We start from the raw sequence: 13,620 nt of genomic DNA on the forward strand, positions 1-13,620 counted from the left end.
TAGTATTTTACAGGAACCTGATCTGAATCGATTTATTCGTGATAAACAATTCGTAGTGCAGCAAATGGATGAGTATTTAAGTTGGCTACAACATTTAGATAACAACGCCATTGCCCTGGCAAATAGCCAATTTAAAATGCAGGTGTTATCCCAAGCGACGCTCAAAGACGTAATTGCTGCAGTTACTAAAGAATTGACCCACATAGATACAAATGCGGAATTAGGAAAAACAGTTCGTGAAAATGCAATGAACGCTTTTCTTGGTGTTCGTAATTATAATGCGCATATACCGCTTAATGTTACGGTGGAGCGGTTCTTTAATAACAAACGCGATCAAGATTTACAGATGGTTGCTAACTTATTAATTGAAGGAGTTAGAGCGGCAATTAGCGAACAAACAGGAAAAAAAGCAGCTATTTCAGCAAAGGACTTAATCCCAGAAACTACCTATCTAACTTTTGATACTGCGGTTCAGCATCTGGAAGAAAATAAAGTTAAATTTGAGTTAGCGGTCAAAATTGCTTCTGCACAATTAAACGAAGAGCTACAAAGTGCAATTAAGCTGCTTAGAGAACAATATAAAAAGACTGCTGGTATTCTGCAACAAGCGTATCAAGGGCGAAGTAGTTTAATATTTTCATGGCAGCAATATTTCATTGCCTTTTTGCAGCAGCAATCTGGACTGAATGATAATTTTGCAAATCTTGGTAAAAAAATACCGCTAGATTTTCTTAATGCAAATTATCTTAATCCTGAGGTTAAAGAATTGATTAGTGAATTACATCAACAAGATGGAACATTAAAGAGCGAAGCTAAGGAAATGAAATCGCAAATAGCAAGCGCAAGTATTGATGTAATTAATTATATGTTGTTAAAAAATTGTATTAAAAAAGAAAGAAAATTATATGTTGCACAAGGTAAGCATGATGGTGCGCGTATGGATTCACTTGAGCGACTTAGCTTAGAAATAGAACGGCTCGATGGTATTAATTTGCCCGAACGCTTTTCATTATTAATCGCAGCAATTAAGAAAGAGCGAGAAGTAACTGCTGCCTCACATCAAAAAATAGGTTTTCTAGGGTATTATCGACCCTCTCGATTACAAAAAATGTATACGAAAATTATTGATGAAGCAGATAAGTTAGAGACCTATGCGCCAAAATACGCGCAGCATATGTCTTTAAATTTAGATACCTTGCACTATATAACCTTAAAGAATCAGATTCTTTTGCACTGCAAAACGTATATAAAACAAGGAAAACACCATCAAGATCGCCTAGACTCACTGGCTCGCCTCACGCAGAAAATTGACGCACTAGATGGACAAGAGGGGACTAACGAAAAGCGTTTCACTACATTGTATTTAGCCGTACAGCAAGAAGAAATAGTAACCATTCAATCTCATCTTAAGGTGGGCTTTTTTGGTAGCTGGCGCCCCTGTCGATTACAAACAGTCTATGCTGAAATTCTTGCTCAAGGCGCACATGTTAATCAGTTATCGGTTGCTGGTGTTGCAGCAGAATATGGCGGTGCGGTGACTCAAGGCATGTAATTCGTCCCGGAGTATTGCTTTGTTCAATAATCCAGGCTAGAGCTGAAATTAACACTCAGGTAGATTCACTGCCAAGCCACCCATAGATGTTTCCTTGTAGATGCTTTGCATATCCATTCCTGTTTGCTTCATCGTTTTAATTACTTTATCAAGCGAAATATGATGCTGGCCATCACCAATCAACGCCATACGTGTTGCATTTACTGCTTTTACTGAACCCATAGCATTGCGCTCAATGCACGGTATTTGCACTAAGCCTAACACTGGATCACAGGTCATACCCAAATGATGTTCCATAGCAATTTCAGCTGCGTTTTCAACTTGGGTTACGGTGCCGCCAAGAACGGCGGTAAGGCCTGCTGCTGCCATTGAAGACGCCACACCTACCTCACCTTGGCAGCCCACTTCTGCGCCAGAAATAGAGGCACCTTTCTTATAAAGGATACCGATTGCTGCGGCAGTGAGGAAATAGATATAAATATCTTCATTGCTCATGCGGTCATGGGCATGTTGACAATATTTAAGTACGGCAGGAATAATTCCGGCGGCCCCATTCGTGGGAGCGGTTACAATACGTCCACCAGCCGCATTTTCTTCATTAACAGCCATAGCGTAAAGATTTAATAGGTTCATGATGTCTGATTGCTCAAAAACACTTTTAACCCCTTTTTGATCCATAAGTTTTTTATATAAATCTGGAGCGCGTCTTTTCAAATTCAGGCCACCTGGTAAAATACCATCATGCTTACAACCGTTAGCAATGCATTCATCCATTACTTTGGCAATCGCCAAAATACCCTGATGAATCTCTTCAGGACTACGCCAGGTTAACTCATTTTTGAACATTAGTTCCGCAATGCTCAAGTTGTTCTCTTTACAGAGTTTTAATAATTCATTGGCCGTTGCAAAAGGATAGGGCGGCGGATTGTGGTCTGCCGTTGGTTTAGAAAAATCTTCTTCCGTAGTAATAAAACCACCACCAATAGAATAATAAACCTGGGCAATTAATAAATTATCCTGAGCATCAAACGCGGAGAAGCGTAGACCGTTTGTGTGTCTGGGTAAAAGCTCTTTTTGTAAAAATAAAAAGTCTGTTGCTTCATTAAAAGAAATGTTTTTCTTCCCTGCTAAATTCAGGGTGTGGGAGCTTAGGATTTCATGCATACGCGGTATCATGGATTCAGGTACGACGCTCTCCGGTGCTTTATTTTCTAGCCCATTGACGATGGCTTTGTCCGTGCCATGGCCTTTTCCAGTTAAAGCAAGTGAACCATAGAGTTCAATTTTAATTCTTTGGATGTTATCGATTAAGTGCTTATTTTCAAGTAATTCTAAAAAAGCATTTGCCGCCAGCATGGGACCTACCGTATGCGAGCTTGAAGGGCCAATTCCAATAGAAAATAGATCAAATACACTAATGTTCATGTGCGTTATGTCTCTTGGTTTAATTAATGGCAAGTTTAGAAGGATCTCGCTTATTTGTCTATTTTAATTAATTCATATGTTATTACTGGTAATTTAATGTGAATTTAGGCAGAATAACCTGGGATTTTTATAGCGATTTATATCTTACTAATCAATTAGCAAGATATGTATTATAAGCAAAGACTAAAAGGGGATTCTTTATGAAGATGAGATTGGTCACTGCGGCCGTTTTAGGGCTAGCATTGTCTACTGCAATGGCTGCTGATGCATTAGTTACTGACAAAGACAAATTATCTTACAGTATCGGTGCTGATTTAGGGAAAAATTTTAAAACTCAAGGCATTGACATAAACCCAGAAGCATTAGCAAAAGGAATGCAAGATGGTATGTCTGGTGGTCAGTTGATCTTAACTGAACAACAAATGAAAGATGTTTTAAACAAATTTCAAAAAGATTTAATGGCAAAACGTAGCGCTGATTTTAACAAGAAAGCTGATGAGAACAAAGTTAAAGGCGAAGCGTTCTTAACAAGCAATAAAGCTAAAACTGGCGTGGTCGTATTACCAAGCGGCTTACAATATAAAATTCTTGAAGCGGGTACAGGCGCTAAGCCAAGCAAAACAGATACAGTAACCGTTGATTACACGGGTACTTTAATTGACGGTACCGTTTTTGATAGCACACAAAAAACAGGTAAGCCGGCTACATTCCAAGTATCTCAAGTTATTCCTGGTTGGACTGAAGCATTACAATTAATGCCTGCTGGTTCTACTTGGGAAGTTTATGTTCCTGCAGATTTAGCTTATGGTCCACGTAGTGTTGGTGGTCCAATTGGTCCTAATGAAACTTTGATTTTCAAAATTCATTTGATCTCTGTTAAAAAAGCAGCATAATGTCTACTTTACTCACCCCAGATTTTTTCTGGGGTGAGTTTTTCCGCTCAGTTTTTGTCTTTAAGTGATCTAATGAACAAACGCTTGTTTATCGTCTTCATTTTAGGTTTTTCCTCTGGCTTACCGATGGCGTTAATCAGCAGTACCTTACAAGCATGGTATGCTTATAGTGGTATGTCTGTTCTTGTTACTGGGACATTAAGCTTAATTAGCTTGCCCTATGCGTATCGTATTTTCTGGGCTCCCATCTTAGACCGTTATTCTTTATTTAATCTGGGGAAAAGGCGGAGCTGGATCCTCGCCATGCAATGTTTATTATTGCTGGGATTTAATGTGATGGCCTGGTTTACCCCTGAGCAATACCCTAAATTTTTAGCCTTCTTGGCCTTGATCCTGGCGTGTTTTTCTGCAACGCAAGATATTGCCATTGATGCACACCGAACCGAATATTTGCTGACAACGGAACATGCCTTAGGTGCTTCTCTAGCCGTATTTGGTTATCGAGTAGCCTTATTATTATCTGGCGGCTTTGCTTTAGTTATGGCACAAAAATTAGGTTGGGCATTTACTTATCGCGTGATGGGTTTATTGATGAGCATTGGCATGCTTGCTATTTTCTTTAGTAAAGAACCTAGCACATCAATTAAAGAAAAAACAAATTTGACCCAATTATTTATTGCGCCTGTAAAAGATTTATTAGCTCGCCCTGGAATTATTTGTCTACTGTGTTTTGTTTTTTGTTACAAGTTAGGCGAAGCCTTCACGACCACGACAAGTGGCATTGTAATGCCTTTTTTAATTCAGGGAATTGGGTTTTCTCTCGACACTATAGGTTATGTTAATAAAATGTTAGGCGTAGGTTCTATCTTATTAGGGGGATTAATCGCAGGGCTTTTATTGACGCGTTATTCTTTATATCGTTCCTTGTTTTTCTTTGGTTTATTGCAAGCATTAACCAATGTCTTGTTTGTTGCTTTAGCCATGGCTGGTAAAAATATTGTTTTATTATCTGTAGCCGTCTTTTTTGATAATTTTGCAGCGGGAATGGGCTCTACGGCATTGGTTGCTTTATTTATGCGTTTGGTAAATAAGCAGTTTACGGGCACGCAATTTTCAATCCTTGTTGCTTTATCAACCCTACCGCGTATTATCTCTGGTCCTGTTGCGGCATCCATTCAAATGGCCATAGGATGGGTTGGACTATACCAACTGTCGATTGTCTTTGCATTAGCCTTTATTCCCTTTTTAATCTTGATTAAAGAACAAACTGAAGACAATAAACAACCCGTAACTCATGTAAATAAAGAAGGAAATTTAAATCCGGTTCAGTAGTTGCCCATGCACCGCCACTAAATATTGCTCATCTATTATCAATAACCATCTCTATGTCTTTAAAATAACCTTTTTTATTAATAATAAAATATATGTGTCGAATTATTATTCCTTGTTTCTTGCTAACCCATATTTCATAAACCATATTATGACAAGGTTTATGATAATTTTATACAACTTGGGTTGAGTGCAAATCTGGATGCAGTTGTCACCTTAGTTTTTCGTGTTTATTCAGTGAGTGAGTAATTACCCCATAATAGAGGATGGTGATCATGAAGAAAAAAAAGATTTCGCATATGGTTATGATGGGGGATAGTTTAAGTGATCGCGGGACGGCGGATAAGGATTATGTCTTGGGCTGTATACCCTTGGCTTTTCTTTCAGGTTTAACCGGAAGCTCACCTAAAGGCCGATTTACAAATGGTTATGTATGGGCTGATGTTATTAGTTCTTTATTTGCTAGTGATTTTATGATTAAGCAGATTAAGAAAAAATACGGCTATACCAATGAAGAAATTGCTGATGCGGTGCTCACTAAAGAAAAAGAGATTATGGATGACCTGAAAGAAAAAAGGATCATGGATGACTTGCTTTATGATTACAATTTGGATAATGATTTGTTTGTAAAATTTGAAGGTCAAGATTTTATTCGTTCTTACGATGAGGGGGGGTTAAGTGCTTATAATTATGCATGGAAACTCAGTAGCAGTATCTCGCGTTTCTTCAGCAGAATCATCTTATCAACTTTAGAAGAAAAGCGTAAAAAACTATTAGATTATGATGAAGAACATCATCTTTCGTGCAAACAAAAAACGCAAACTTTAGTCATTGAATGGTCAGGAGCCAATGATTTAATTACGATGAATGCTAGACCCTCAATTGTTGAAGTGGACAGAGCAATTAAAGAAAGAATAAAAAATCTTGAACTATTGATAAAAAATGGATACCGGAATTTCATTTGGTTTAATTTGCCCGATCTTTCACTTACGCCTCGTTATCAAAATATGACAGGAAAAGAGGGGGACTTGGAACGTGCTAATGCACAGCAATGCTCACTCTATTTTAATCAAGAATTAGCCAATGCCTGCCAAAAATTGCAAACCATGTTTCCTCATTGTTCATTTGATTTGTTTGATATTAATAATGTATTCACGAGTGCTTATGACCATCCTGAACAATATGGCTTAGATCCCGAAAAGCGAAAACAACCTTATAAAACATCGGTTGATTTTAAAATCCTGCCTAATGGCACTTCGCCAGCTAAAGGTTATATGTTTTGGGATGATGTTCATCCAACAGCGGATGTACATGCAATATTAGCGAATGAGTTTTATAAAAAATACAATCCTCAATATGAATTTACTGAACCTGAAAGTGAGGATGTGCACGAAGCAGAACTCAATATTTCTGCCGCTGATTTACAAAAAGCCTTTTGTGCTCGCTATGATGAACAATTAACAACCGATCAACATAGTTTCTTTGGTCGGTATAAAAAATCAAAGATCAATTATCAAACTGCAAGTCTTGAAGAGGTATTGAAACATGCACTTTGTGAGAAAGGAACACGCACGCAGGAAGTGCTTAAAGATTTGCAGTGGCTTGATAGCTCAGGAAATGTCAATTTGAATATTCCTGCATTAAAGGAGGCAATGATGGAAGTAGACACTAACAAAAAAAATACAGCTTTTGCTGTTTGAGGTTCTTTCCCAATAATAAATTCTAATTTTTTTAGAGCGTTTTTTTTGGTCTATCCTTAAGGGAACATATTCTTAAGAGTATTCGGACAAAGTGACGTCCAAATATGATTTATCTGGACATTGAATAAGGATTATTCATCATGAAAAAAACAATGAAAGCCGCTGTAGCCCGAGAGTTTAAGAAACCCTTAGTTTGTGAAGAAGTCAGCATTCCTGAGCCTAAGCCTGGGCAAATCCAAGTAAAATTAGTAGCCTCTGGCGTGTGCCACACTGATTTACATGCCGTAGAAGGGGATTGGCCGGTAAAACCACAGTTACCTTTTATCCCAGGACATGAAGGCGTTGGCTTTGTGTCAGCGGTTGGCGCTGGTGTCACCTACGTCAAAGAAGGCGACAGAGTTGGTGTCCCTTGGCTTTATAGTAGTTGTGGTCATTGTTCTTATTGCTTAGGTGGCTGGGAAACTTTGTGTGAAAAACAATTTAATACCGGCTATTCAGTGAATGGTAGTTTTGCAGAGTATATGATTGCAGATCCTAATTTCGTCGGCCATATCCCTGCCAGTGTTGATTTCATTGAGATTGCGCCAATCCTCTGTGCCGGAGTGACTGTGTATAAAGGTTTAAAAATGACGGACACAAAACCAGGAGATTGGGTCGTTATTTCGGGAGTAGGAGGCTTAGGCCATATGGCAGTGCAATATGCAAAAGCCATGGGATTGAACGTAGCTGCTGTTGATATTGATGATAAAAAACTCGCATTAGCGACACAATTAGGCGCATCAGTTACGGTTAATGCGCTAAAAACCGACCCCATTGCTTTTTTTAAGAATGAAATTGGCGGTGCTCAGGCTGTTTTAGTCACGGCTGTTTCACTAAAGGCATTTGAACAGGCACAAGGGATGTTACGCCGCGGCGGCACAGTTGTGCTTAATGGTTTGCCACCAGGCTCATTTCCTTTATCTATTTTTGATATGGTGCTTGAGGGGATTACCGTTAGGGGATCTATTGTCGGTACCCGCCTTGATTTACAAGAAGCACTGGCTTTTGCCGCGGAAGCAAAGGTTAAGGCAACGGTAAGCATTGAAAAGTTAGAAAATATTAATACGGTTTTTGCCCAAATGAGAGAAGGGAATATTAATGGACGCATTGTGCTTGATTTTAGGAATTAATCAGCACAAATCAGCCAATTTCAGGAGAAAAACATGGCAATTCAAACTACAAATCCTTTTGATAATAAAGTGCTTAAATCATTTGATGAGCTGAGCCACGAACAGATTGACAAAGCAATAACAAGGGCGCATCAGGCCTTTCAATCTTGGAAAAATACCTCTTTTGCAACGCGCGCGCAATTAGTGAGTAAAGCTGCCGCACTGATGCGCCAGCAAAAAGAAGAGCTTGCGCATACGATTACTCTTGAAATGGGAAAGTTAATCGCAGAGGCGCGAGCGGAGGTCGATTTAAGTGCTGATATTTTGGATTATTATGCCAAGAATTCCGAACATTTTTTACAAAACAAACCCCTTAATGTCGAGCAGGGCGAAGCTTATATTAAATATTGCCCCATAGGGGTAGTGTTCGGAATTGAACCATGGAATTTCCCTTTTTATCAAGTGGTTCGCATCGCCGGCCCTAACATCATGGCAGGAAATACAGTATTGATTAAACATGCTTCAAATGTGCCACAATGTGGTATTAATCTTGAAAAAATATTTCATGAAGCGGGCGCACCAGAAGGTGTATTTACTAATTTACTTATATCATCCAAACAAGTAAATCATGTAATTCAAAATCCGCTGGTTGCAGGAATATCATTAACCGGCAGTGAGGCTGCTGGTGCAAGTGTTGCTGAAGCTGCTGGAAAAGTACTTAAAAAATCAGTGCTGGAATTGGGGGGGAGCGATCCATTCATTATTCTGGATGATGCAGATATTGATAAAACCATTAATTCAGCAGTTTGGGGCAAGATGAATAATACTGGTCAGTGTTGTGTAGCTGCCAAACGATTTATTGTGATGGAGCATGTCGCGGATGAATTTATTCAAAAATTTAGTAAAAAACTTGCAGTTCTGGAGGCGGGGGATCCATTAAATGAAAAAACAACCCTTGGTCCTTTATCGAGTGAAGGGGCAGCGGTGCAGTTACAAAAGCAAATTGATACAACATTAAAGATGGGAGCAAAAGCGCTTATTGGTGGGGCTGAGCGTAAGGGCGCCTTTATCCACCCAACCATTTTACTTGATGTCAAACCTGGTATGCCAGCTTATAGTGAAGAGTTATTTGGTCCTGTTGCTACGATTTTTCGGGTGAAAACGGAGGAAGAAGTGCTAAAGTTGGCAAATGATACCGCATTTGGTCTGGGCGCTTCTATTTTTAGCAATAATATGGAACGAGCAGAGAAAATGGCTGCTCAAATTGATAGTGGCATGGTATTTATTAATCATCCAACCTGGACAGCTCCTGAATTACCTTTTGGTGGCACGAAAATATCAGGTTATGGACGTGAGCTTTCTGATGTAGGAATTTTCGAATTCGTGAACAAAAAATTAATTCGTAAAAATGATTACCACGATCCTTTCTAATAAAAAATACCGCCGTCTATCTTCATGGGTTTAATCCCTTGAAGATAGACAAACTACACAGCTAAGATAATTTATTTTTTTGTTGGAATAATTTAATTATTTGCGCAAGCTCGTCTTCTTCAGCATAAAAATAGGCTGTAGGCACAGCGAGTATAAGGGCGATTCGTTTAAGTGTCGAAAAATCAGGAGCATGTTTTCCTGTTTCATATTGATTAATCCGTGGACTTGCAGAAAACTCATCTACCCCAGCAGAAATGCCTAATTGCTTCTGCGACAAACCCGCCGCAATACGTGCTTCTTTAAGCCTTTTGGGTAATGGTGAATTCGCCATTTTGCCTAACCTATAAAATAGCCATAACTAAGAGAGTCTTAGTTTTTTGGCGCCCAAGATACTAAGGATTACTTAGTATCCGCGTGGTGATGAACCAAATATGATCATTTGGTTTTTTGGAAATGCATGAAGCATAAATAAAAAACCCAATGGTTATTTGTCATCAAAATTTTGACATTAACTTGTTATATTTAACAATTTTATTTAGGGGTACCTAATGAAATCAAGAATCATGTTATTCAGTGCATTAATTTTCTGTTTGGGTTCTTCTGATCTTCTTTATGCAAGAGGATATCACCATCATCATTTCCATAGAAAACATCGACCGCATTTCTCACATGGCCGAGTGCATGTTGCCCGCCCCTACTTCAATGGGCCACGCGCGCATGTGCACCGATATCACGCCGCTAATCCGTACCCTGGTTTGCATTGTCATAATAATATGTGCTAACCGCTGCATCCATAGGATGTTTTTTTAATAACCTAGTGTGAGAATAACATGAAAAAAATAATCGCCATTACCCCACTTCTGTTTTTATTGTTTAGCTGCGCAACTGGCTACCATCCTATGTCGTTAACTGGAGGATTTGAAGACTTTAAATTAGCTAATGATACCTACAGCGTGAAATTTTTAGGCAATGAATATACCAATAGAGATCAAGCTTATAAATACGCTTTAAGACGCTCGGCTGAATTAACCACGCAAAATGGATATCGCTATTTTAAGATTATCGACTCAAATTCCAGTGTCAGTACCAAGACTTATGAAACACCCGTTACTGAAACGACCACCACGGATTCAAAGTCTGATTACCATCATCGACATCGTCATTCAACGACGAGCACAACCATTATTTCCGGTGGGCAGGAAGTCACCGTAGAAATACCGACTACTTATATGAAGATCAAAATGTACAAAAATAACATTGGTGGTGCACTGGATGCTGAGGTTATTTTAAGTAATTTTAAAAAATAGAAAAAAGCACTAGGGGCTGTTGACATTTCATTAGATTGAGCCAGAATGAGTTGATTTTTGAGCACCGAAGGGAGCATATATCAAGTATGTGAGCATCGGAGCACAGAAAATCAACTCATTCTGGCCAAGATAGTAGAAATGTCAACAGCCCCTAATGTGCACGGATGCATTTTTTAGGTAACAAGAGGGGGGGGGGAAGAGCAATTGCATTAAAGAATAGATATAAGATAATAGAAAAGAAAATAAAGGAAGAGAAATAATATACAAGATGAGCGATTAACGTAGAAGTACATGCTTCACTCATATGTTTAAATAGTGCAGCAACTACCGTTATTATTAAAAAAATTAAAGCCCATACAAATATCATCACGCGTTCTACTTTTTTACCTTATACCTTAAAGACGCTAAAAGAACCCTCAAGAGGAAACCTTGCTATCCATACATTATATGCCAAAATTGAGCATATTGCTCAAATAATGAATATATTTTTCTGGGGAGGTATAACAGGCGTAGTTTGGGGCATTATGACTCAACAAAAAGGAGTTTAAATTCGTTCCCACTATTGCTTCGTAAGCAAAATCGGAATTAAAGTGAACACAGGTCAACCATTCGATGCTTCCTTATTTTTCCTCTTTTTTTTCCAACTTGTGGCCATCTAAATATCGTTCATTACGTTCATTTTCTTGTTTCTCTATCTGCTTTTCTTTTTTTGTCCTTCCGAATTTAATGCGATTTTCAGACGCTTTTTTTGCTTTTTTTAAACGAATTTTAGTTTTTCGTTTTTTATTAAGATTAATGACATCTCCCATAATACGCTCTATTAATATGATGTTGTTTATACTATAGCGCATAAATAACGCGCAATTCATTTAAATAATTAAAACCTTAGCCCCAGGATTGGCTTTTATCCAATTAGCCACATACTCGATATGGTTATTTTTGCCAACAGCAATGCATCCACGCGTTGAGTTTGGTAAGTTGTTTAACCAACTAAACCAGTTAGATGACTGAGTTGGCCCATGGATCCCTACATCTCTACCTGTATATCCTGCAGCTAATTGCTTTGTAGTCGGATAGAGAATTGGAATAAAGACTTTAAATTGATTGGATTTTCTTGGATGAGCTAACCCATATAAACCAATTGGAGTTTTATTATCCCCTGCTCGTTTTTTACCGACACCTTTGTTTCCGAGAGCCACTTTAAAGGTTTTAATTACAGTGCCATGTTTACAAATATTTAAAATTTGCTTTGTGGTGTGTACATTGATTCCGTTTGATAATGGACAAGTCGCGGTACTAGCGAATAGAGCGACAGGAAAAAAAATAGAGATCAATAACGAAATTGCTTTTATTTTCATATGAGTAGACTAATTTTATTAAAATTGGCCAATAATTATTCCATAATATTCCCTTTATTCATAGGGGGACAGGCTAAATCTTTCGCTTGACTCCATAGGTTTTATGTCATTTAACGCTACTTTAAAAACAGTGGGTTTAGGTAAATTGTAATTGCCGCCATGCTTCAAAAAGAATAATGGCGACGGCATTGGATAAATTAAGGCTGCGACTGTTTTCTACCATAGGAATGCGGATAGACTCATGCTGGTTTCTAATCTCTGCTGGCAATCCTCTCGTTTCTGGGCCAAATAACAGGATATCTTCTGGTTGATACACGACATCGCAATAACTTTGTTGCGTTTTGGTAGTACAGCAAAAAATTCTTCGCTTTGGGTTTTTAATAATAAAGTCATCCCAATCGTCATAATGCTGAACCATAGCCCACTCATGGTAGTCCAATCCCGCGCGACGCATACGTTTATCATCCAAGGCAAAGCCTAAAGGATGAATTAAATGCAGCTGTGCGCCGCTATTAGCACAGAGTCTAATGATATTGCCGGTGTTAGGAGGTATTTCTGGTTGGTATAAAGCGATGTGTAACATATAGAATATAGGCTCCAATAGAATGTGGTTGTAATGTACCCAAAAAGTGTTTCTTTTTAAAGCCAGAACGTAAAAGATACTCGCTTAATTCAATATCAATGTGCGTTTATCAAGTGAAAAACAACTATGAAATAATTATTATGTATAAGTTGCATGAAGAGACAGTACGTATGTGGCGTTTTAGAAAGCCTAATGGCATTACAGAAGGGTTTCAGAGAAAGATGCAGACGTAACTTTGAAAATTATAGAACCCTGTTAGGGTGCTTTGTTATCAAATGGTGAGTGCCCCTTTGTTAACATTGTTGTTTAATTTTCCTCCTAATGGATTTAATTTAAGTTTCTTTGATGTATTAATTAATGCTGGATGTCTTCTTGCAGTATTTTTATTTGCTTGTCTGAAAAAATAAATATTTCCTCTTGACTCTCACGTTACGTGATAGAATAAACTCCACTTTGGAGACCAAATGAAACACCATAAGATTAGAGACATCAGTCAAATGACTGGATTAAGTATTCGTTCGTTGCAATATTACGATGACATTGGTTTATTAAAACCGGCTTCACGTTCAGAGTTTGGTTATCGTTTATATTCAGAGCAGGATTTAATTCGGCTACAACAAGTGGTGACATTAAAATTCCTAGGGTTTTCCTTAGGTTCCATTAAAAAAATTTTAGAGAGAACTGAGTTTGAAGTGCTGTCTTCTATGCGTCTTCAGGCAGAAGTCTTAACAGAAAAGGCGCATCGCATTCATCAAGCTGCTGATCTGATGACCTATATTGCCGGAGCATATATCAAGTATGTGAGCATCGGAGCACAGAAAATCAACTCATTCTGGCCAAGATAGTAGAAATGTCAACAGCCCCTAATGTGCACGGATGCTATTTTTTAGGTAA

General features: G+C 38.3%; 13 protein-coding genes. 8 read left to right on the top strand and 5 right to left on the bottom strand.

Annotated features, from left to right (window positions below; all coding sequences use genetic code 11):
- A partial coding sequence (locus LDG_RS01215) for a hypothetical protein (RefSeq protein ID WP_158307854.1) occupies positions 1 to 1,552 on the top strand: 1,552 nt, incomplete at its 5' end.
- A 48-nt stretch (positions 1,553 to 1,600) separates the two neighbouring features.
- Here LDG_RS01215 and LDG_RS01220 read toward each other — a convergent pair.
- Positions 1,601 to 2,977 (bottom strand): L-serine ammonia-lyase, encoded by a 1,377-nt coding sequence (locus LDG_RS01220; protein ID WP_006869255.1) that lies wholly within the window; start codon positions 2,975 to 2,977, stop codon positions 1,601 to 1,603.
- Between the two features lie 200 nt (positions 2,978 to 3,177).
- On the opposite strand from LDG_RS01220, the gene LDG_RS01225 reads away from it, so the two are divergent.
- The 5 genes from LDG_RS01225 (at position 3,178) to LDG_RS01245 (ending at position 9,478) form a co-directional block, all read left to right on the top strand.
- Entirely contained in the window at positions 3,178 to 3,870 is a 693-nt protein-coding gene (locus LDG_RS01225) for an FKBP-type peptidyl-prolyl cis-trans isomerase N-terminal domain-containing protein (protein WP_006869256.1), read from the top strand.
- 72 nt (positions 3,871 to 3,942) lie between these two features.
- Positions 3,943 to 5,202 (top strand): AmpG family muropeptide MFS transporter, encoded by a 1,260-nt coding sequence (locus tag LDG_RS01230; RefSeq protein ID WP_040534078.1) that lies wholly within the window; start codon positions 3,943 to 3,945, stop codon positions 5,200 to 5,202.
- Between the two features lie 272 nt (positions 5,203 to 5,474).
- Positions 5,475 to 6,899, top strand: a complete 1,425-nt coding sequence (locus LDG_RS01235) for an SGNH/GDSL hydrolase family protein (RefSeq protein ID WP_006869259.1) — start codon at positions 5,475 to 5,477, stop codon at positions 6,897 to 6,899.
- Positions 6,900 to 7,039: 140 nt separating this feature from the next.
- Positions 7,040 to 8,068 carry an alcohol dehydrogenase AdhP gene (gene adhP, locus LDG_RS01240; RefSeq protein WP_006869260.1) on the top strand — a complete coding sequence of 343 codons (1,029 nt, stop codon included), beginning with the start codon at positions 7,040 to 7,042 and terminating at the stop codon, positions 8,066 to 8,068.
- 33 nt (positions 8,069 to 8,101) lie between these two features.
- On the top strand, positions 8,102 to 9,478 hold the full coding sequence (locus LDG_RS01245; RefSeq protein ID WP_006869261.1) for an NAD-dependent succinate-semialdehyde dehydrogenase: 1,377 nt from the start codon (positions 8,102 to 8,104) through the stop codon (positions 9,476 to 9,478).
- Between the two features lie 61 nt (positions 9,479 to 9,539).
- Here the strand turns inward: LDG_RS01245 and LDG_RS01250 are convergent, their stop codons facing one another.
- Complete coding sequence (locus tag LDG_RS01250; RefSeq protein WP_006869262.1) at positions 9,540 to 9,809, bottom strand: helix-turn-helix domain-containing protein; 270 nt, start codon at positions 9,807 to 9,809, stop codon at positions 9,540 to 9,542.
- A 499-nt stretch (positions 9,810 to 10,308) separates the two neighbouring features.
- Here LDG_RS01250 and LDG_RS18270 point away from each other — a divergent pair, with 499 nt between their 5' ends.
- Entirely contained in the window at positions 10,309 to 10,785 is a 477-nt protein-coding gene (locus LDG_RS18270) for a CC0125/CC1285 family lipoprotein (protein WP_006869263.1), read from the top strand.
- A gap of 620 nt (positions 10,786 to 11,405) precedes the next feature.
- Here the strand turns inward: LDG_RS18270 and LDG_RS01260 are convergent.
- The 3 genes from LDG_RS01260 to trmL form a co-directional block, all read right to left on the bottom strand.
- Positions 11,406 to 11,594, bottom strand: coding sequence for a DUF4169 family protein (locus LDG_RS01260; RefSeq protein WP_006869265.1), 189 nt, complete (start codon positions 11,592 to 11,594; stop codon positions 11,406 to 11,408).
- Positions 11,595 to 11,654: 60 nt separating this feature from the next.
- The gene (locus tag LDG_RS01265) at positions 11,655 to 12,143 is read right to left on the bottom strand and encodes a L,D-transpeptidase family protein (RefSeq protein WP_006869266.1); all 489 of its coding nucleotides are present in this window, start codon (positions 12,141 to 12,143) and stop codon (positions 11,655 to 11,657) included.
- 136 nt (positions 12,144 to 12,279) lie between these two features.
- A complete protein-coding gene (gene trmL, locus LDG_RS01270) occupies positions 12,280 to 12,726 on the bottom strand; it encodes a tRNA (uridine(34)/cytosine(34)/5-carboxymethylaminomethyluridine(34)-2'-O)-methyltransferase TrmL (protein WP_006869267.1) in 447 nt (148 codons plus the stop codon).
- A 464-nt stretch (positions 12,727 to 13,190) separates the two neighbouring features.
- Here trmL and LDG_RS01275 point away from each other — a divergent pair, with 464 nt between their 5' ends.
- The gene (locus LDG_RS01275) at positions 13,191 to 13,571 is read left to right on the top strand and encodes a MerR family transcriptional regulator (protein ID WP_006869269.1); all 381 of its coding nucleotides are present in this window, start codon (positions 13,191 to 13,193) and stop codon (positions 13,569 to 13,571) included.
- The last annotated feature ends 49 nt before the right edge of the window (positions 13,572 to 13,620 follow it).

It is taken from the genome of Legionella drancourtii LLAP12 (assembly GCF_000162755.2).
In the GTDB taxonomy this organism is placed as follows: domain Bacteria; phylum Pseudomonadota; class Gammaproteobacteria; order Legionellales; family Legionellaceae; genus Legionella; species Legionella drancourtii.

What these genes read in the sequence shown, in the direction of transcription:
- LDG_RS01220 (WP_006869255.1), bottom strand. Translation starts at nt 2,977, where the DNA reads ATGAACATTAGTGTATTTGATCTATTTTCTATTGGAATTGGCCCTTCA.
- LDG_RS01225 (WP_006869256.1), top strand. Translation starts at nt 3,178, where the DNA reads ATGAAGATGAGATTGGTCACTGCGGCCGTTTTAGGGCTAGCATTGTCT.
- LDG_RS01230 (WP_040534078.1), top strand. Translation starts at nt 3,943, where the DNA reads ATGAACAAACGCTTGTTTATCGTCTTCATTTTAGGTTTTTCCTCTGGC.
- LDG_RS01235 (WP_006869259.1), top strand. Translation starts at nt 5,475, where the DNA reads ATGAAGAAAAAAAAGATTTCGCATATGGTTATGATGGGGGATAGTTTA.
- adhP (WP_006869260.1), top strand. Translation starts at nt 7,040, where the DNA reads ATGAAAAAAACAATGAAAGCCGCTGTAGCCCGAGAGTTTAAGAAACCC.
- LDG_RS01245 (WP_006869261.1), top strand. Translation starts at nt 8,102, where the DNA reads ATGGCAATTCAAACTACAAATCCTTTTGATAATAAAGTGCTTAAATCA.
- LDG_RS01250 (WP_006869262.1), bottom strand. Translation starts at nt 9,809, where the DNA reads ATGGCGAATTCACCATTACCCAAAAGGCTTAAAGAAGCACGTATTGCG.
- LDG_RS18270 (WP_006869263.1), top strand. Translation starts at nt 10,309, where the DNA reads ATGAAAAAAATAATCGCCATTACCCCACTTCTGTTTTTATTGTTTAGC.
- LDG_RS01260 (WP_006869265.1), bottom strand. Translation starts at nt 11,594, where the DNA reads ATGGGAGATGTCATTAATCTTAATAAAAAACGAAAAACTAAAATTCGT.
- LDG_RS01265 (WP_006869266.1), bottom strand. Translation starts at nt 12,143, where the DNA reads ATGAAAATAAAAGCAATTTCGTTATTGATCTCTATTTTTTTTCCTGTC.
- trmL (WP_006869267.1), bottom strand. Translation starts at nt 12,726, where the DNA reads ATGTTACACATCGCTTTATACCAACCAGAAATACCTCCTAACACCGGC.
- LDG_RS01275 (WP_006869269.1), top strand. Translation starts at nt 13,191, where the DNA reads ATGAAACACCATAAGATTAGAGACATCAGTCAAATGACTGGATTAAGT.